Raw genomic sequence first — 18,893 nt, 5'->3', positions numbered from 1 at the left:
CACGTACGAGGGCCAAGTAGTACCGGGTAGCCTCCACATTGAACCTCATCCCGTGCATTGTCTGGAGAAGGGAATTAGATACCCAGTACTGCCCGCAGACGGAACAATTCCATCCCACTCCATCCTGTCCCTTATGGCTGGGCAGTGCTTTGGCTGCCTGACCGCAGATAAGACATCCCATATCCGGCTCCTTCAGCTCCCCAACTGGTTACTTCGAGCTCGGCTCAGTCTTCCTCGAGCCTGAACAGGAACATCCCGCTGTCAGTGAAAGCAACCCCCTGCGAAATATGTCCGAGCCGCTCCGTGCGGCCTGCCGAATAAACGGCTTCTCCTTCGATCTGGTAGAGAATCTCGCCACTGACCGCTCGGACATATTCGTCATTATCGATCCATCCCTTGAGTGCCGCACCCGGGCCATGGCCAAGTACGGCATACCGACCCTTGCTGTAGTCCTTCAACACGCAATCCCCCGTTGAGTCGGCTCCTTGCCAGTTCCCCAGAACCTAGACCACGCAATGCCATAGCGCCACTACGGAGAAGGATCGGCCATGCCTGACCATCGCTCTACTATGCGCGAGCGCGCCATACCGGGCCGTCAAAAAAGACAGATCGTAAAATCGTGGGTAAGTCGCTGAGGTCCCTGGCTAGGCCTCCGCAATCCTCATTAAGGCCACTATGACCATCAGGTCGCAGCACGCCGCCGGATACCCTGCCGGCACCCTCATGAAAGTTCAGCTCGAAAACGGCTCCGTCTCCGATGAGCCCCAATACCGTATCGACACTCAGCTCAACAGAGGCTGCGAGGGGCAGATAGGTGTGGGCATTCACGGAAGTACCGAGCAAAGCGTCGAGCTCGCCGCTGTCGCTCCAACGAGCGGTCGTCACCAAGCAAAGCGTCGTGCTGCCCCCTCAGTGGTCGTGCCCTTAGCACTGGGTGGTGGGCTAGAAATCTAGCGCCGGACAGGCAGGCCTCCCCCACCGACTCAGTCCCACACCACTCACCTCATCTCATCTCATCTCGCGAGCTTATTGAAATGAGGGTGCAACGCCGGGGGAGTAGACGAACAGGCCTCAAGCACCAGCCAGCACCGGGAGTTCCATCCGAAACGTCGTTCCCTTGCCCGGCTCGCTTTGCACCGAGAGGCTTCCCCCGTGTTTCTTGACGATGCCATAGGACAGTGTCAGACCCAGCCCGGTGCCCGACTCCGGCGGTTTGGTGGTGAAGAACGGGTCGAATATCCGTGGAAGGCTCTCGACGCTGATGCCGCAGCCGGTATCTTCCACCTCCAGGCTCACCCGCCCATCCTCGGTGCGGGTGCGCAACGTGAGGCGCCCCCCTTCCTCCCCCAGCGCCTGCACAGCATTCACGACAAGATTCATGATCACCTGGTTGATCTGCGATGGCAGGCACTGGATCGAAGGCAACGTCGCGAAGTCCCGGACGACCTCGACCTTGTACTTCAACTGGCTCGAGAGAATGTTCAACGTCGACTCGATACCAGGGTGCAGGTCGGCCCAGCACCATTCCTGACCGGCGTCGATACGCGAAAGGTCCTTCATGTCCCGGACAATCTGGCGCACCCGCATCACACCTTCTCGGCTTTCCTGCACCACCTGCGGTAACTCCTCCCGCAGCACGTCGATTTCCAGTTCGTCACGCAGTATGCGCAGGCGGTCGCCAAGGTCGCCGTCGGCCATGCGTTCGGTCGCCTCCAGGTAGGCCATTAACCGGCCGAGATAGTCTTCCAATGCCGTTAGATTGGATGAGACATAACCCATCGGGCTGTTGATCTCGTGGGCAACACCGGCCGCCAGTTGCCCCACTGCAGCGAGTTTCTCGGCATGCAGCAATTGCCCCTCCAGTTGTTCCCGCTCCTGCGCCCCACGCTCCAATGCCTGTTCCACATGGCTGATTCGTGCCACGCCTTTCCTGACTTCGGACTCGAGCTCACCCATCTGCCAGGCGACCTGCCTGGCCATTTCCCATTTGGCGGCCAACGTGTTGGCCATTTGCAGCACCTCGATGTTGTCGAAGGGTTTCTTCAGCACCAGTAAGCGGTCGCGCACATCCAGCCGTTCAAGCACGTCCTCCCAGGTGTAATCGGAATAGGCCGTGCAGATGACTACCTGCAGGTCCGGGTCACGCTCCCAGAGCCGCGCGATGGTTTCCACCCCATCCCAACCCGGCGGCATGCGCATATCGATGAAGGCCAACGCGTAAGGGCGTTGCTCTTGCAGGGCGTTCTCGACCATTTCTAGGGCTTGCTGCCCCTGGAAGGCCGATGCCAGTTCGAAGCTGGCGGTGGGCCGCGGCGCCGCCCCGAATATCAGCGCCTCGGTCGCATCCAGGTCCTGGTGCGCGGACTTGTCGGGCGCCAGGATCTTGCGGAAGTCCTCATGAATGGCCGGCGCATCGTCCACCAGCAACACGCGTCTATTGATGAGCATGGGCAAGCTCCTGGATTTCCACAGGTATCTCCAGGGTGAAGACGGCACCCAGCCCCACGCCGTCGCTGTGAACGCTGAGGACTCCGTTCATCTCCCTGGCGGCCAGCGCGCAACTGTGCAGGCCGAAGCCATGGCCCTCTTTCCGGGTGGTAAAGCCATGGGTGAAGATCCGCTTCAGATTCTCCGCCGAGATACCCTCTCCCTGGTCCTTCACACTGATCCGCAAGTGGTTGCCCGCGACCAGGGCAGCGCTGATGGTCATCACCCGTGCACCTTCCGTGTGGTTACTCATTGCGTACTTCGCATTGCTGATCAGGTTGATCAGAATGAGCAGCATCCGATGCTTGTCCAGCAACATACGGGGCATCTCGTTGTAGTCCTTCACCACATCGACATGGTGCCGGACCAGCGCAGCCGAGTTCATGCGCAACGCGTCTTCGATCACGTGATCGAGGTACAGCGGTTCGATCAGGCTCGATGAGCCCGCATAGGACTGCTGTGTGGCGACGATGTCCTTGATGTGGTCCACGCTGGTGGTCAGTTGCGCCAATTCATCGATCATGCCCTTGCGCTCCAGCTCCATCGCTTCGACGAGTTGGTTCAGGTAGCCGGGCAGTAGCTTGCCTCGTTCGTCGTGACTCAGGAATTCGCCAAGATTATCGGCATTGTCGTTCATCATCTGAACCGCCTTGACCAACCCCTGGGCCCTCGATCCGCGCACAGTACGGCTGACCAGGTCGGCTGAGATGTTCACGCTATTGAGAACGTTGCCGACGTTGTGCAACACGTTGGTGGCGATCTCGGCCATGCCCGCATGTCGGGCGGCCGTCATCAGCTCGCTCTGGACCCGCTGCAGATCACGGGTGCGGTCTGCCACACGCATTTCCAACCCCTCATTAGCGGCCTGCAGCTCACGGTTCACCCGCTGGATGATGGTGTAACTGCGGATCAGCCGGCTCGCCAAGTACAAGAGCAGCAGGGCCAGCACCGTGGCGAAGGTCAGCAGGAAGTGGCGATAGCGTTGATCCTGTTGGGACGCTACCAGTTGCTCGCGTCCCAAATAGTCGCCGATTTCGTCGAGATGCCGGGCAATGGGCACCTGGCTGATACGGCCCATCAGGTCGAAAACGATCGGTAGCTCGCGAAGCACCGCGCGGACATGCGAAACCAAGACGTCTATGCGCCCTTGCAACTCAACCGGCAGGTGTTCGCGCTGGGTGAGCAGGCGCGCAATGCCCGCCTCCACCTCCGCCTTCCTGTCGTCGGTGCTGGACTGCACGAACTCAAAGGTAGTCAGGGTAATGTCGTAAACATCCATGGACGCCTGCAGGTAAGCCCCATTGCCAGAGTTGTTCAAGGCCTTGAGCGAGTCCTGGACGTCGCCTTCCGCGGTGGGCAGGAATGCCAGGGAGTTGCGTAGCACCGCGTTATGGGACTTGAACGCTTCGATCAGCCTGGTCTTCTCTTTCAGGTCGTTCAGGTAAGCGGCCCGATACTGCCCCCATCTCTCGGTCTCGACGGGCATGCGGCCACTCTCCAGCGCATCGAGCTTGGGCCATTGACGGTCCATCTCGGCCAGCGGGTCGACCAAGGCGTCGTAGTCCTTGTTCACGCCGGTCTTGGACCGCAGGACTGCGAGCTCCCACTGGGCGTCGAGCTGGCGAATCTGCCGGAGCAGAGCCAGCGACTCGAAGTAGGTATCTGGCGCGTAGTCTCTGCTCTTGAGGTAAAGGAAGAGCAATACCGATGCCAGGACCACGCCGATTACACTCAGCCAAAGCCAGCTCCACTTGCGCGAGAAGATCATAGCGGTGCCTCTGATGGTCTGGCGGTAAGGGTTTTGAGGAAGCGGACGATTAGGGCCTTGTCCCCATCGGATGCCACGCGCCCCAGTTGATAACGGAACATGACATCCACCGCCTCTTCCAGCGTCGCGGCCGATGCGTCATGGAAATAGGGCGCGGTGAGTTCGACGTTGCGCAAGCTGGGCACCTTGAAGACGTGACGATCGCCCTCATCGCCGGTGACCGCGAAGCGTCCTTCGTCCGCCCGCCGGCCTCGCTGCTGCCCCTTGAAGTAGTCCTCCATCACACCGAACTTCTGGAACATGTTTCCGCCGATGTTCACCCCTTGGTGGCAAGCGACACAGCCGTACTGTTTGAACTTCTGGTAGCCGGCCTTTTCCTCGACCGTCAAGGCAGAGGCATCACCTTCCAGAAACCTGTCGAATCGAGAATCGGGCGTGGTCAGGGTACGTTCGAAGCTGGCGATGGCGTTCTGCACGTTCGCGGCCGTCAGGCCATCCACATAGGCCGCCTCGAAGGCCCGGCGATAGTGGTCTTCGGCAGCGAGCTTGGCGAGAATACCGGCCCAGGTGGAGCCCATTTCCACAGGGCTACGCACCACTTCGTCCACCTGCGCTTCCAGCGAGTCTGCCCGGCCGTCCCAGAACTGCCGAAAGTTCAGACCAGCATTGAACACCGTGGGCGCGTTAACCTCCGTCCGCTGCCCGTCGAATCCCACGGAAAACGGCCGGGTATCGGCGCCACCCTGGTCGAGATGGTGGCAACTGGCGCAGGAAGTCGAGTCATTGACGGAAAGGCGGACATCGTGGAACAGGCGCCTTCCCAGTTCGACTCGGGCAGGATCTTGCTCCTGGTGCCGTGAAACGGGTTTGATGGGTTCGTCAACGCCAGCGGCATCTGCCTGGCCAATCAGGCCGGGGAGGAGCGCGGACATCATCAGTGTGCGCACGAACATCTGTGTTCTTCCTCGTCATTACCCAGCCCGCTTGGTGGCGACCGGGCGGCTCAAGCCAATGGAACCAATGGGCGGCCTGCGTGCTCCTGCTGCAGGAGCAATTTGAATGCTTCGGCGTCCACCGGACGACCAAACAGATAGCCCTGACCTTCGTCGCAGTGGTGCTCCCGCAGGAATGCCAGTTGCTCCCGGGTTTCCACGCCTTCTGCAATGGTGCCCAGCCCGAGGCTGCGTCCCATACTGATGATGGCCCGTACCAATGCCGCATCGTTGGCGTCCGTAGCGATATCGCGCACAAAGGACTGGTCGATCTTCAGCACATCCACCGGGAAATGCCGCAGGTAACTGAGGCTGGAATATCCCGTGCCGAAATCGTCGATCGCGAGTCGCAATCCCATTTCCTTGATGGCGTAGAGCACGCCGATAGTCGCCTGGATGTCCCGCATCAAGGCGCCCTCGGTGATTTCCAGCTCCAGGCAACCGGCCTCGATACCGGATTCCTCCAGCGCCTGGCGGAGCCCCTGGAGAAAGTCCTTCTGGTGAAAGTCCAGGGCCGACACGTTCAACGACAGAATGACGCCGGACAACCCAGCATCCTGCCAAGCACGGGCTTGCCGGCAGGCCTCGTGCATCACCCACCTACTGATGGGCACGATCAAGCCACTTTCCTCTGCAAACGGGATGAACAGCGCCGGAGAAACCATCCCATGGCCGGGGCGGTTCCAGCGAATCAACGCCTCCGCGCCGACGATCGCCCCTGTCTCGAGGAGCACTTTGGGCTGATAGTTGAGGACGAACTCCTGATGCTCCAGTGCCTGGCGGAGCCCCGCTTCCAGTGACTGCTGCTGGCGAGCCTGGGCGTTCATCTCTGCCGAAAAGAATCGCAAGCCATCACGGCCATCCGCCTTGGCTGCGTGCATAGCGACCTCTGCACTGCGGAGCAGGCTGGCGGGCTCGACGCCGTGGTCCGGATAAAGGCCGATACCCAGGCTGGCGGTGATGCTGAGGCTCTGCCCCGCGATGGTCTGGGGCATCCGTAGACTCGCCAGCAGACTTTCGGCCAGGTCGCTAATGGATGGCCGACTGCCGAGTCTTGGCAGCAGCACCACGAACTGGTCGCCGCCAATACGAAAAACTGTTTCCGCCTTGCCCGTCCAGCGGCTCAGGAAATCGGCGACGGACTTCAGTAACTCGTCTCCCATCGCGTTGCCCAGGGCATGGTTGATACGTCTGAATCGATCGATACCCAGGAAGATCGCCGCGAGACGCTCCCCACTGCCCCCATGCTCCGCCAGCAGTTCGCTGAGACAGTCGTGCAGGGCCGTCTGATTGGGCAATTCAGTCAGGATGTCGTAGCGCAACTGCCGGGAAAGCTGCAGCAACTCCAGCGCCCTTTCCTCTACCAGCCGTTCCAGGCCCCTCATCCGGATTGCCGCTTCGTGGCTCAGCTGCCATTTCGCCGTCAGCGTGCAGGCCATCTGATGAATCTCGATCGCATCGAAGGGCTTTTTCAGGATCAGCAGCCGATCCGCCAGCTCCAGGCGCTGTGCAATGACTTCCCAGGAGTGGTCGGAATAGGCGGTGCAGAGTGCAACCTGTAGGAGCGGATCCGCCTGCCAGAGTCGCTCGATGGTCTCCAGTCCGTCCCAACCCGGCGGCATCCGCATATCAACGAATGCCATCGCATAGGGATTGCCTTCGGCCAGTGCGGTCTCCACCAATGCCAGCGCATCTTGCCCCTGGAAGGAGAAGTCCACGTCGAAATCGGTGGTCATGGACTTTCGCGACGACCCGAACAGGGTCGCCTCCAGCGATGACAAAGTCCCTGTCCCATCGGCTTCCGGACAGAGAATCTTGCGGTAGTCCCGATGAATGGACGGCGTGTCATCCACCACGAGAATCCTGCGATTGATGGTTCCTGCAGGCTGCATCGGAGCCCTCTCCCTGGAACGCGGCGGCATCTCGGTGCCATCTTCCGACGACGATTCGCTGGAATTCGCTCGCCCCTCGAAATGCGAACTGCGCGTCCAGTGAGAAGCGCCTTAGGCTACGACCAGTGTAGACGGATTCGGGCAATGGCCAATCGACATTGCGCTTTGTTGGCGTTGCAGTGTCTTGGCGCCAGTTCGCTGTACCAGGGGCCAGTGCTCTCTAGCCAGATACCGGAAGACTCCCCTATCCCCCTTACAGCATCGGATGGACCTCTTGCACGTTTCAGGATGTGCCGAGCCAAATCGCTTCCCTAATGCGCAGCACCCCACAGTACGAAAAGACTGCAGTGGACACCTGCAGGGCAATTACTTTGACATCACCTAGAGTGCTACACATCATGGGCGGCGGGGCCATCTCTGCCCCACCCGTGCGGCATGCTTGCGACGGGACGCTGGGACGCTTTGGCGAGCGAATTCTCTGTCGGCACATGCCTCCCCCACATGTCACGCAGTGTCTTCTGCGATAAAGGAAGCCAGGACATGGATGTCAGAACCGGTCTACCAGGAAAAGGTGCAAACGTCGGCGTTGCATGCAGAGCGGCCCTCCTGTTCGGCAGCCTATTGGTCCTGGTTCTGGTCCTGGCCTGCTCCATGCTGATCAGGATCGCCCATCAACTGGACAAGCAGGCCAGCGAGCAAGGTCGATTCTTCGTCGAAAAAGCGCTGAATACCCGGCAGGCGAACCTTCAGAAATCCATCGCCGACTACGCGTTCTGGGGCGACGCCTACCGTAACCTGCACGCCAGTGTCGATCTCGACTGGGCCTACACGCGACGCAATCTTGGCGACACGCTCTACGAGAAATTCGGTTACGAAGGTGTCTTTGTGATCGGCCCTGATGACCGCACCGTCTATTCCGTCATCCAGGGCAAGTTGCAGACGATGCAACTCCAACACTGGATAAAGGGCTCGGCGTCCGCCTTGCTGGAGCAGGCCAGGACCCGGGCTGGCGATGAAGGCACGGCCGTAGCGGTGCTCCCTGTGGAAGGGGGGGCAGCCCTGGTAGCTGCCGCCGCCCTGACCACCGGCGGGGATCCTCTGGTGCAGGCGGTGCCGGGGAAGTCATCCGTTCTGGTGTTCATCGACGTCCTGACTCCCGCAAAACTGCAGAAACTGGCCGAGGAATACGCGCTGCCGGGGCTTCAGGTGACCCAGGGGGCCGTAGCCGATCAGGAGGACGCTCCGGCTTTCCCGCTGCTTGTGGACGGTGACACGAACCTGAACCTGAGTTGGAATCCTGGGCGCCCGGGGGAGCTTCTGCTGACCGTCATGCTGCCGTTGATTGGCGCCGTGACCTTAATCGTGGCGGTACTCGCCGGGTTGGCCATGCGTCAGTTCCTGGCGGCCGCTCGAAAATTGGATGCGAGTTACAGGTCGTTGGCGGAAAGCGAAGCGCGGTTCCAGGACATCGCCGAAATCAGTTCCGACTGGTTCTGGGAAACCGATGCGCAACTTTGTCTGACCTACCTGTCCGGTCGTTTCCAGTCCGTAACCGGTCATGCGCCTGAGGCCTGGCTCGGCCGCCCCCTGAATGACTTGCTGACATTCAAGTCCGAGTCCTTGCCCAGTTGGGCTTCCAGTCCACTCGCGAAAATCGCCCCTCACACGCCACAGCCCTGCAGCTACCGTTCGGCGGGCGGCAAGTACTGCCTCTGCAGCGTGGTGGTCCGAGTGATCGGAGAGACTACCGTACAGGGGTACCGAGGGGCTGCCCGCGACATCACGGCGGAGGTCGAGAATCAGGCCCGCATTCAGCAGCTCCAGCGGTACGACCCCTTGACCGGCCTGCCTAACCGCAGCTACCTCAAGGAGCAACTCGCGGGCTTCCTTAAGAATCAGGGCGATTCGGGCGCTTCGATCGCCGTGCTGAGCATAGGTTTCGATCGCTTGCGAAATGTTGCCGAGAGTTTCGGTAGTGGTGTGGGCGACCAGATGCTGATCGGCCTTTCACAGCGCCTGGAAAGCTTCTTGCGCCAAGAGGACATGCTTGCCCGACATTGCAGTGATGAATTCACTGTCGTGCTCAATGGCAGTTTCGGACTGGCCGAGTATGTCGAGCCGTTGTGCGGGAGTCTCATCAAGTGTGTGGAGCAGCCTTTCTGGGTTGGCGAGCAGCAGGTGTTTCTCAGCGTGCGCATCGGTATCGCCCTGCCCTCGCCAGGAGGCAGCGCCGCCGAGTTGATTCGTGCCGCGGAAGTCGCGCTCTATCAGGCCAGGAACGAGAAGGACCGGCGCTGGTGTTTCTACACACCCGAGATGGAACGGCGCATTGTCGAGGAGAAGCAGCTGGAACACGAACTGCGCTCAGCCATCGGCAGGCAAGAGCTGCGTCTGCATTACCAGCCGCGTTATCGGGCAAGCGACCAACAATTGATTGGTATCGAGGCGCTGGTGCGCTGGCAGCATCCTCGACTCGGACTGCTGGGTCCTAGCCATTTCATTTCTCTGGCGGAAAAAACGGATCTCATCTCCGCTCTGGGCACTTGGGTTCTGAAGCACGCCTGCCGGCAGACAGCGAACTTGCCCGAGCCCATCTTTGTCTCGGTGAACCTCTCACCCGACCAATTCCGCAGCCCCGACTTAGTCGAACTGGTGCGAACCACCCTGGAGGAAACCGGCCTTCCCGCTGGTCGCCTGGAGCTCGAAATCACTGAAGGCATGATGCTGGAGGATGCACAGCTTGCCTTGTCGACCCTGCAAGATCTGAAAGCCCTCGGCGTCCGCTTGTCCATGGATGACTTCGGGACCGGGTATTCCTCGCTCAGTTATCTGCGCAAATACCCATTCGACACCCTGAAGATCGACAAGAGCTTCGTTGCGCAGATGGAAGAGTCGGATAAAGGGCTGGCCATCATCCTGGCCATTGTGTGGCTTGGCCATGCCCTGTCCATGGAGGTCACTGCCGAAGGGGTGGAAAACACCCAGCAGCTCGGGACGCTCAAGGAGATGGGTTGCGACGAAGTGCAAGGGTACCTATTGAGCCGCCCCCTGCCCCTGGAGGAACTTCAGCCGTTGCTAAGCCGGGAAGCCCTGTCGCGAGACGAGGCATAACCCAAGGGGTTAGGGACGATCGAGAGGTTGCCTAGTCGAAGCGCAGAAGGTCGTCGTCCCCGACTGTCAGGAGCGGGTCTAGTCCTCGGGCCACCCTCTCCATCAGCCGCATTCTCGTCTGCCTGACATGAAACGAGCAGTGCCCGAGGTCCAGCATGAATTGAAGGCCGTCGGACACCCCGTAAGCGCCGCAGCCCGGACACGAGATTGCGCGCCGCCCGGCTATCGCTGGCTGTTCTTTCGCTTCCTCACCGCAAACCGGACATTTCACCGTCGGCATTCCCCTTCAGATGTTGGTTCCAATCTAGCTGGCCGCTCCGTGTCCCGGGGTACCAACTGACGGGAATGTTCCAATGGGTTATCAACGGCGCGCGGGAGAACCGTTCAATCCTGTGTGCACCAACATTGCAGCGTGCTGCTTGGCGATAAGGCCTCTCAGAATCCGTAACGAGCAAACTCACGCACAGCGCCTACACTGATCGGGAGTTGTACCGTGTTTTCTGGCGAGACAAAGCTTGGAGGTTCGTTTCACTCATACCACGCAAGCATGCGCCAGAGTGCCCGAGTTGCCCAGTGGCCGCAGCATCAGTTGGAAGGGAAGCCAGCATGCATCTCTCGTTCAATGGAGAAAAAGGCTCGCCGGTATTTCTCGGTCTGAAAAACATTCTCCCCTCTGCTCAGACCTCAAGCGGGCTGGAAACCAGCACCGGCACCCCGTTTCCGCTCAAATGGCTGGCCATCGGTTTAACACTCACAGTAGTGGTGCTGCTCACTTTGCTGTTGTTCGCGCTCGATTCGCTGCGCAATGTCACTGCAGTTCAGGTGCGCGATCTGCACCTTCAGGAGCTGAGCGGAGGCATCGTCCACCTGGATGAGGTGCTAACCATGTCCGCCCGCATGGCGGCAACCACAGGTGATCTGCAGTGGGAGAGGCGCTACCGCCAGTTCGAACCCCAATTGGATGCAATGATCAAAGAAGTCCTCAAGCTCGCGACCTTGCCTGAGCGCGCCGAGGCGACCAAACAGATGGATGCTGCAAATCTAAGACTCGTAGAAATGGAGAATCTGGCCTTCGATCTGGTTCGAGCTGACCACCCCGACCAAGCAGAGTCGCTCTTGCTTGGCCAAGAATATGAGGCCCAAAAGAGCATCTACGCCAAGGGAATCGCCCAGTTCGTTCAGTCTATCCGGGCAGAGCTCGCCGCTAGCCAACGAGACAAGCACAACCAAGCTGTTTTCTTCGTCACCGCGGCAATCCTCTCCATCATCACCTTATTCATCACCTGGCTACTGGTCTGGAGCAAGTTGCACCGTTGGCGCTCAGAGCAAGCGACCAGCTTTGCCGCACTTACAGAAGCTGAAACAGCTCTCCAGATCGCCCATGATGAGTTGGAGAACCGTGTAAAAGAGCGCACCGAGCAGTTGGAGCATGCACACAAACAGCTGGTTGAAGCCTCACGAAAGGCCGGTATGGCAGAAGTTGCCACGGGGGTCTTGCACAACGTCGGTAACGTACTCAATAGCGTCAATATCTCCGCCACACTCGTGACAGACAATATCGGCAAGTCAAAGCTCTCGGGGCTGATCAAAGCTGTTGCCTTACTCCAGGAGCACGAGCCTGAGCTGGGGACCTACCTGACCGACGACCCTCGCGGCAAGCTTCTGCCAAGCTATTTGCTTCAACTCTCCGAACACCTGCGCTGCGAGCAGGCAGACAGCGTCAGAGAGCTGAATTTCCTGCGCCAGAATATCGAGCACATCAAGGGAATTGTGGCGATGCAACAAAGCTTTGCCACTGCCTCTGGCGTCAAGGAAATCGTCAACATCAGAGAGTTACTGGAAGACAGCTTGCGCCTGAACCAGAGCTCGTTAAACCGTCATGGCGTGGCTGTGACTCTGGACCTTGAAGAGGTACCTCCAGTCACGCTCGACAAGCACAAGGTCCTGCAGATCCTGGTGAACCTGGTGACCAATGCCAGGCAGGCTTGCGATGACTCAGGGCGTACGGACAAACGCCTGAAAATACGCCTGACGAGCGGTGATGGCCAAGTCAGGGTACTGGTCGCCGACAACGGTATAGGGATTACCGCCGAAAACCTCACCCGGATCTTCAATCACGGTTTCACCACTCGCAAGGACGGACATGGCTTCGGCTTGCACAGCGGCGCCTTGGCCGCCAAGGAGCTGGGTGGATCGCTAAGGGTCGACAGTGACGGCCCTGGCCTTGGAGCGACCTTCACCCTAGAGCTGCCACTTACTCCGCTGGAGGTTGCCACGTGAACCATCAGCCCTGCACTGGCAATCGGCGCATCCTGATAGTCGACGACAATTCAGCGATTCACCAGGACTTCCAGAAAATTCTCGCTCCCAGCCTGGAAAGCGAATCCGCATTGCTCTCGGCCGAGGCCGTGCTGTTTGGCGATGCCCCGCCAACACGGCAACTCTTCGAACTCTATTATGCGCATCAAGGGCAGGAAGCCCTGGCCATGGTCGAGCATGCGCAGGCGGAAAACAGTCCGTTTGCCATGGCCTTTATCGACATGCGCATGCCTCCCGGTTGGGACGGAGTTGAGACGATTAAACGTCTTTGGCAAGTCGATCCCTTACTACAGATTGCGCTTTGCACTGCCTATTCCGATTACTCGTGGGAAGAGATAACCGAGCAGTTGGAACTGGGCGACCGGTTGCTCATCTTGAAAAAACCGTTTGATGCGATCGAAATCCGTCAAATGGCCAGCGCTCTGACCGTCAAATGGCAGATGACGCAAGACGCCGCCTTCAAAATGAATACCCTGGAGCAGGCTGTCGAAGAGAGAACCAGAGAACTCTCCGATGCCAACATCATTGTTCAGAACAGCCCGACAATCCTCTACCGCTTGCGAGGTGAGCCCGCTTCCCGCTGATGTACATCTCGCACAACATCACGAAATTTGGCCACGATGCGGCCCAACTGGTGGCTTCGGCGAACTGGGCGAAAGACCTCATCGATCCTGCGGATCAAGCCAAGGTCGACGCGGCAATGGAGCGCGTATTGGAAAAGGACGCCCATGGCGCGTCCATCGAGTTTCGTCTGCGGACCGGCGAAGGCACCTATCGCTGGGTTGAAAACCGCTACATCCCTGTTCGTAACAAGGAAGGACGACTAATCGAGGTCGAAGGGATCATTCTGGATATCACTGAGCGCAAAGCAGCAGAGGAAAAAATCGCCCTGCTTGCGCGCACTGATGGCCTCACTGGTTTGGCAAACCGGGCGACCTTCATCGAGCGCCTAAGGCAAGCCTTCGCAGCGAGCAAGCGCGGTGCTACCCCATTTGCGATCTTTTACCTGGACCTCGACCACTTCAAGACAGTCAACGATACCTTGGGACATCCAGTCGGCGATTTACTGCTGCAGGAAGTGTCCGAGCGCATTAGGAGCTGCACACGAGCGAGCGATGTGATCGCGCGCTTGGGCGGCGATGAGTTTGCAATACTGCAGCTGGACATGTCTGAGCCGGCAAATGCCGCAGCACTGGCGGAAAAAATTCAGGCTTCACTGGCCCTTCCCTACTCGCTCAACGGCAACGAGGTTCATATCTCCGCCAGCATCGGGATCTGCCCTTATGTAGCCAGTAGTCTGGGAGCCGACACCATGTTGGCGCAGGCCGACCTGGCGCTCTACCGCTCCAAGGACGAGGGGCGCAACCAGTACCACTTCCACTCCGAAGACCTCGACCAGGAAGTGTTCAACCGCGTGACGCTTGCCAATGACTTGAAAAGAGCGATCGATCAGGACGAGTTAGAGCTCTACTACCTGCCCGAGGTCGAGTTGTCTTCCGGAAAAATCTTGGGCATGGAAGCTCTGGTTCGGTGGAACCACCCCACGCAGGGCCTTCTCCCGGCCAGCTCTTTTATCCCCGTAGCGGAAAGAACCGGCACTATCGTGGCGCTCGGGCATTGGGTGCTTGAGCGTGCGTGCCGGCAAATGCGGTCCTGGCGCGATAGCGGAACGGCGCCGCCGGTAATCGCAATCAATCTTTCGCTCGCCCAGATCAAGCGCGGCCGTGAACTCGTCCATGACGTTGCCAGCACTATCCAGAAGTGGGGGCTGGCCCCATCCGACCTGGAGTTCGATGTGACCGAAGCCACGCTGGCCCAGACCAAATGGACACGAAACGATGTGCTCCCGCAGTTACGTGAGCTCGGCGTAAAGATCGCCATTGACGATTTCGGTACCGAGTATTCGTCGTTCGATTACCTAAAGACCTATCGCGTTAACCATCTCAAGATCGCCCAGTCGTTCATTCACGAGGCCACTAAAAATCCTGAAAGTGCAACGACGATACGAGCCATCATCAACTTCGCCCGTGAGCTCGGTATTGGAATCATCGCCGAGGGAGTAGAAACCCTCGAGCAACGTGCCTTGCTGATTTCGACAGGGTCTACAACGCAGGCACAGGGTTATTACTTCAGCGAAGCCGTAGACGGTCAGCGCGCCACTGAGCTCCTACAACAGGGCAGCATCGTTCCCAATACACCATGCGGCGAGACGAGCCTTCCCCACGGAATTTTGCGGGTTCCTCCGGAGTCCTTAGCGTGAGCATCGCTGCTGGAATCGCCAACGAGGGCATCCTCGTGATCGACTTCGCGCCTTCGATACAGCTTTCAGACGAAGTACGAAAAGCCTCGCCTGCCGGTGCGGGGCTTTGCGTTAATGGCGTCCTTGTACCCTTCGTCAGATAGAAAAATGACTGAGAGCAATGTGACATCATCGGGTAGATAGTGGGGACCTATTTAACCCTCAAGAGGAGGGTTCCCGATGATCAGACACGACTTCCCAGGGCATTCCGCCTGGACCGAGACCCGCATAAATGGCGACCACGTGTTGGCCTTCGTTGCCATCAAAGCGCACAACAGTGAGGACGAGCCTCGCTTCCACCAGGTCTACGACCGTTCCTATTTCATCCGCCGTGCCGATGCCGTTGAGGCGGCCGAAGATGCTCTGCGCAAGTTGAATCAGATCGATCAATGCGGCAGACCATGGTTCAGTTCGGCGGAGTGCTGAGCAACCATTGGACTAACTTTCAACCTCTGCTCCGGAGGTTGCCAGGGTCGATCCCGACCTGCTCCCCGCCCTGCTTCACCGCCTGCACATGAACCAGCTCGCCCTGGGCGCCGCCGTCACGGAGTTAGGCATCTGAATTGAGCAGCGAGGCTCCACCGAAACCTGCGATGCCGTACGCCGGCAACTCGACATCCTTGAGGCCAACGCTGATTTCATTGGCGAGGCCATCGTGGTCCTGATGACCGAAACTTAGACTACGCTGTAAAGTGCTAAGCGTGTCTCCCCTGGCTGCCACGGCGCCCATGTCGCCGTGGCAGCGCGTTTAGGAGGGAAAGGATGCCTACTCTCTCGGAAGCTGATCGCCAGTTCCTGTCCGCTCTCCAGGCCCTCATGACCGAATATCAATTCGGACCTCGCGAAACCCTGCACATCCTGACTGGCCGCCCGCCGCCACAGCAGACGACCGGCCCCAAGCGCCAAGCTAAAAAGACCTACCGGAACCCATTCAACGGCCACTGCATTCACCTCCGGGCAGGCAAAAATCTGACCTACCGAGCTTGGATCTTGCAGTATGGCGAGGCGACCGTGGAAAGCTGGCTGATCGAGCCAATCTAGCCTTTAGGCAGAGCGATACACGCGCGGTGGTAGACCTGGCTCGACCCGCGCAGGCAACACACTGGATGGTGCCGCCCAACATGAAAGCGCTCCCGACAGCGGTTTAACCTGCCGGAAGCGCAGTTGCCCCCTGAGAGGGTGGGCAAAGATACCCCCCTCTATCGGGGGCCGAATTGCAGCTGATGGCAGCGCGAAGATCATTTCACCTTGCGGTTCGGCGAGCCATCACAGATGAGGCGTTGGCCCATTTCCGAGGCGCAGACGCGGTGGAGATACAGTGATCGCCCAAGGCCTGGCGCGTCATACCCATCAAAACGAACTGCCGCGTGATCAATCGGCTCGCAACAGCTGAAGCACGTCAGGCTCTCCGGCTCCGGAAAGTACGGGGGCACCGCGGTTCAGGACACGGTGGGAATAGCGCGGGGCGCAGGACGGCGACGATCAAGGTGCTAGCCATGAGGCCGGCGCACCGCATGATGCCGGGCATGCTGCAGATGACGGCCCGGGGCATGATGTGGGCAAAGCTTTTCGTGTGGGCCGTGGCGCCGATGATGGGGCTGACCGTGATGTCGACTACGGTCATGGTGGGGCCTGAGAGGCGGTCGGTTCCCCAGGAAATCCGGAGGCCTGCGGGGTTTCCTCGGGAGTTCTGGCGACCTTGCCGGCCGCTCGCGATCAATTCCGGTTGAGCAGGTCGATGATCGGGCAACTCATGGTATCTGAGTTCGCGTCACACTTGTGTATCAACCCATTCAGCGCTTGATGCATTGCTAAGAGCGCGGTCAGCTTCGTTTCGATCAGTTGTACCTTGTGGATGGCCAGTGACCGAACCTCCGCACAACAATGGCCATCGGCCAACTGGAGGAGACCGCTGATCTCTGCCAAGGTGAACCCCAGTGACTGGGCTCGCTTGATGAAGCGCAGCCGCTTGACCTGGTCGGGCGCATAACGTCGCTGCCCACCCGCTGCCTTGCTTGGCTGCTCTAGTAGACCCTGACGCTGGTAGTAGCGGACTGTCTCAACCCCAATGCCAGCCAACGCAGCCAGCCCACCAATACTGAGTTGTTCGGTCATAGCAGCCTCTTGAATCCGTACCTAGGTACAGGATTTAGACTAGATCGTCGATACGTAATCGCCAGACATTCGCCATGGCCGTCATCACGGTGACTCGCGCGTTGTTGGCCGGCCTGCTGGCCGGGGTCGGTGCTTCGGCGTGCTGCTACATCCCCGCAGTACTCATAGCGCTGGGGAGGGGTAGTAGCGCTTGGGTGCTGGCCTTATCCAAGGTCTCGCCCTATCGCCCCGCGCTGGCCGGGTTGACCTTGCTCTGCCTCGGGCTAGCGCTCACTCGCCTCTATCTGGTACCGCCCTGTGTTGTAAACGGGTCAGCGGTGCAGCGCCGGGCACTGGTACGGCAGCGCCAGTGGTTTTGGTGGACGACAACCCTTCTACTGGTCTTGCTCGCGGCGCCTTGGTTCGCGCCGTTGCTACGCTAAGTATGGAAAATCTTTCCGTTAGCAGCGAGGGAGGTCGCGATGCCTGACATTAGGCTCGAATCAGTCCTCAAGTGCCCGACCTGTGGCTTCACTATGCGGGTGACGATGCCCACCGACGCCTGCGTGTACTTCCATGAATGCAGCCAGTGCAAAGCCCTCCTGCGGCCCAAGCCGGGCGATTGCTGCGTCTTTTGCTCCTATGGGTCCGAGAAATGTCCGCCGCGCCAGCAGCAACGGTATTGAGCCGAATGGCATCCACTGTCAAACCGGCAAGCGTTACACCAGAACGCATCCAGAAACGGAGGTAACCATGGAAAGCGAGTGGACAACCCAAATCGCCCACACCAAATGGGTAGCGCCCCCCAAAAGCACGGCACGCTGCCCGTGCATTCGAGCCAGCAGGCTGAGCCTTCAAGCAAGAGACCATGAATCGCGAAACACCAGCCCATGCCTGGAGACTGTTCTCAAATCTGTTTGGCGCGGCCACGGTGGAGCGCAAGCACTCCGCGTTGACCGTCAAGGGCCTCACCGTGCAACGATTCCGGCCATCCTGCCTGATTTAGCGAACGGTCAACTTTCGTCGACCTGGCAACGTGGCCGGTCGTGCAAGTCCGCCGAGCATCTCTACGCTGTTTGGAATATTAAAAGAACCGCGTTTGCCAATGGTTGGTTCCAATGATGAGTGCCTACGCTGCGGTACGCCTGACGAAGGGGCGGCGAAAGAAGCAGTTACTTGAAACAGCTTTCGCAATGGTGAGCGAACACGGCACTGAGGGACTGACCTTGTGCGCGTTAGCCCACAAGGCCGGCGTCACGCACGCACTTGCCTACCGACATTTCAAAACACGCACGGGGCTCATCACTGCGCTCTTCCAGCAACTCGAACCGCTGCAAGTGGAGCGTCTACTGACCAAGCTGTCGCATGCAGCACCCAGTCTGGAAGGCATTGCGCGCGCAATCAGTGAAGCCTACATGAGTAGCATTGATGATGGTGGAAGGGAGTGGCACGCACTTTCTGCGGCGCTGCTCGGCAGTGAAGAACTAGACGTCATTCGACAACAGCTGACGTACCATTATTCCGAGATTTGCGTGAATGCCTTGGCGCCTTATTCGGGGCTTACACGCGAGGAGTTACATTTGCGTTGTATGAGCATCCGAGGTGCGGCAGAAGCCATTTTTCACGAAATGGTTCGGGGCCATATTCACCAGGATCATGCAGTTAACAGCCTTACCTCAATCATCGCCAGTTGCGCTCCGCCACGCCGGACGGTGTCGAAAATCACGTCCGTATCCATAAGCGGCGGGGGCCTGCTGGTGGCCGCAATGCTGAATGGACTTGTGGAAGAAGTCATGTCAGGACTGACCCTGTTTGGCGTGTATGGGTGAGCAGGTCAGTCCCAACGGCAACAATGGCCATAAGGCCATAGACCATTCCGTTCCTTCGTGCAAAGTCAGCACGGAAAAGTCGCCCTCCGCAGAGTGGCTCAC

Annotated in this window: 13 protein-coding genes and 1 pseudogene; 8 read left to right on the top strand and 6 right to left on the bottom strand. The window is 59.2% G+C overall.

What is annotated here, in order from left to right:
• Nucleotides 1-224: 224 nt before the first annotated feature.
• The 5 genes from TQ98_RS13520 to TQ98_RS13495 form a co-directional block, all read right to left on the bottom strand.
• Complete coding sequence (locus TQ98_RS13520; protein WP_146036017.1) at nt 225-458, bottom strand: hypothetical protein; 234 nt, start codon at nt 456-458, stop codon at nt 225-227.
• 613 nt (nt 459-1,071) lie between these two features.
• Nucleotides 1,072-2,454, bottom strand: a complete 1,383-nt coding sequence (locus TQ98_RS13510) for an ATP-binding protein (RefSeq protein ID WP_103102955.1) — start codon at nt 2,452-2,454, stop codon at nt 1,072-1,074.
• On the bottom strand, nt 2,435-4,255 hold the full coding sequence (locus TQ98_RS13505; RefSeq protein ID WP_044871343.1) for a DAHL domain-containing protein: 1,821 nt from the start codon (nt 4,253-4,255) through the stop codon (nt 2,435-2,437). The genes TQ98_RS13510 and TQ98_RS13505 overlap by 20 nt, the downstream gene beginning before the upstream one ends.
• Complete coding sequence (locus TQ98_RS13500) at nt 4,252-5,190, bottom strand: cytochrome c peroxidase (RefSeq protein ID WP_242443204.1); 939 nt, start codon at nt 5,188-5,190, stop codon at nt 4,252-4,254. The genes TQ98_RS13505 and TQ98_RS13500 overlap by 4 nt, the downstream gene beginning before the upstream one ends.
• A gap of 68 nt (nt 5,191-5,258) precedes the next feature.
• Complete coding sequence (locus tag TQ98_RS13495; RefSeq protein ID WP_044871345.1) at nt 5,259-7,139, bottom strand: EAL domain-containing protein; 1,881 nt, start codon at nt 7,137-7,139, stop codon at nt 5,259-5,261.
• Between the two features lie 540 nt (nt 7,140-7,679).
• Here TQ98_RS13495 and TQ98_RS13490 point away from each other — a divergent pair.
• The 5 genes and pseudogenes from TQ98_RS13490 to TQ98_RS13465 all read left to right on the top strand — a co-directional run bounded on the left by TQ98_RS13490 (nt 7,680) and on the right by TQ98_RS13465 (nt 15,909).
• A complete protein-coding gene (locus tag TQ98_RS13490) occupies nt 7,680-10,250 on the top strand; it encodes an EAL domain-containing protein (protein ID WP_044871346.1) in 2,571 nt (856 codons plus the stop codon).
• Between the two features lie 606 nt (nt 10,251-10,856).
• Nucleotides 10,857-12,530, top strand: a complete 1,674-nt coding sequence (locus tag TQ98_RS13480) for an ATP-binding protein (protein WP_052659156.1) — start codon at nt 10,857-10,859, stop codon at nt 12,528-12,530.
• Nucleotides 12,527-14,829: pseudogene (locus TQ98_RS13475) on the top strand (EAL domain-containing protein). Before TQ98_RS13480 ends, TQ98_RS13475 begins: the two are co-directional and overlap by 4 nt.
• Nucleotides 14,830-15,048: 219 nt before the next feature.
• Nucleotides 15,049-15,294: a hypothetical protein gene (locus TQ98_RS13470; RefSeq protein ID WP_044871348.1), complete on the top strand. Its 246-nt coding sequence runs from the start codon at nt 15,049-15,051 to the stop codon at nt 15,292-15,294.
• A gap of 336 nt (nt 15,295-15,630) precedes the next feature.
• Complete coding sequence (locus TQ98_RS13465; RefSeq protein ID WP_044871349.1) at nt 15,631-15,909, top strand: DNA binding protein; 279 nt, start codon at nt 15,631-15,633, stop codon at nt 15,907-15,909.
• A gap of 675 nt (nt 15,910-16,584) precedes the next feature.
• On the opposite strand, the gene TQ98_RS13455 is transcribed toward TQ98_RS13465, so the two are convergent.
• Nucleotides 16,585-16,983: a MerR family transcriptional regulator gene (locus TQ98_RS13455; protein ID WP_044871351.1), complete on the bottom strand. Its 399-nt coding sequence runs from the start codon at nt 16,981-16,983 to the stop codon at nt 16,585-16,587.
• A gap of 74 nt (nt 16,984-17,057) precedes the next feature.
• Between TQ98_RS13455 and TQ98_RS13450 the strand changes: the two genes are divergently transcribed.
• The 3 genes from TQ98_RS13450 to TQ98_RS13440 all read left to right on the top strand — a co-directional run bounded on the left by TQ98_RS13450 (nt 17,058) and on the right by TQ98_RS13440 (nt 18,791).
• Nucleotides 17,058-17,405, top strand: a complete 348-nt coding sequence (locus TQ98_RS13450) for a mercuric transporter MerT family protein (protein ID WP_044871352.1) — start codon at nt 17,058-17,060, stop codon at nt 17,403-17,405.
• 39 nt (nt 17,406-17,444) lie between these two features.
• Nucleotides 17,445-17,648 carry a GDCCVxC domain-containing (seleno)protein gene (locus tag TQ98_RS28115; protein WP_082073154.1) on the top strand — a complete coding sequence of 68 codons (204 nt, stop codon included), beginning with the start codon at nt 17,445-17,447 and terminating at the stop codon, nt 17,646-17,648.
• A gap of 432 nt (nt 17,649-18,080) precedes the next feature.
• The gene (locus TQ98_RS13440; protein WP_052659158.1) at nt 18,081-18,791 is read left to right on the top strand and encodes a TetR/AcrR family transcriptional regulator; all 711 of its coding nucleotides are present in this window, start codon (nt 18,081-18,083) and stop codon (nt 18,789-18,791) included.
• Nucleotides 18,792-18,893 lie beyond the last annotated feature (102 nt).

Origin of the sequence: Pseudomonas sp. LFM046, assembly GCF_000949385.2 — a bacterium.
In the GTDB taxonomy this organism is placed as follows: domain Bacteria; phylum Pseudomonadota; class Gammaproteobacteria; order Pseudomonadales; family Pseudomonadaceae; genus Metapseudomonas.
This window is presented reverse-complemented; position numbering and strand designations above follow the sequence as displayed.

Bases quoted from the DNA above. Each gene is read 5' to 3' on its own strand.
- TQ98_RS13455 (WP_044871351.1), bottom strand. From the start codon at position 16,983: ATGACCGAACAACTCAGTATTGGTGGGCTGGCTGCGTTGGCTGGCATT.
- TQ98_RS13505 (WP_044871343.1), bottom strand. From the start codon at position 4,255: ATGATCTTCTCGCGCAAGTGGAGCTGGCTTTGGCTGAGTGTAATCGGC.
- TQ98_RS13500 (WP_242443204.1), bottom strand. From the start codon at position 5,190: ATGATGTCCGCGCTCCTCCCCGGCCTGATTGGCCAGGCAGATGCCGCT.
- TQ98_RS13440 (WP_052659158.1), top strand. From the start codon at position 18,081: ATGATGAGTGCCTACGCTGCGGTACGCCTGACGAAGGGGCGGCGAAAG.
- TQ98_RS13495 (WP_044871345.1), bottom strand. From the start codon at position 7,139: ATGCAGCCTGCAGGAACCATCAATCGCAGGATTCTCGTGGTGGATGAC.
- TQ98_RS28115 (WP_082073154.1), top strand. From the start codon at position 17,445: ATGCCTGACATTAGGCTCGAATCAGTCCTCAAGTGCCCGACCTGTGGC.
- TQ98_RS13480 (WP_052659156.1), top strand. From the start codon at position 10,857: ATGCATCTCTCGTTCAATGGAGAAAAAGGCTCGCCGGTATTTCTCGGT.
- TQ98_RS13465 (WP_044871349.1), top strand. From the start codon at position 15,631: ATGCCTACTCTCTCGGAAGCTGATCGCCAGTTCCTGTCCGCTCTCCAG.
- TQ98_RS13470 (WP_044871348.1), top strand. From the start codon at position 15,049: ATGATCAGACACGACTTCCCAGGGCATTCCGCCTGGACCGAGACCCGC.
- TQ98_RS13490 (WP_044871346.1), top strand. From the start codon at position 7,680: ATGGATGTCAGAACCGGTCTACCAGGAAAAGGTGCAAACGTCGGCGTT.
- TQ98_RS13450 (WP_044871352.1), top strand. From the start codon at position 17,058: ATGGCCGTCATCACGGTGACTCGCGCGTTGTTGGCCGGCCTGCTGGCC.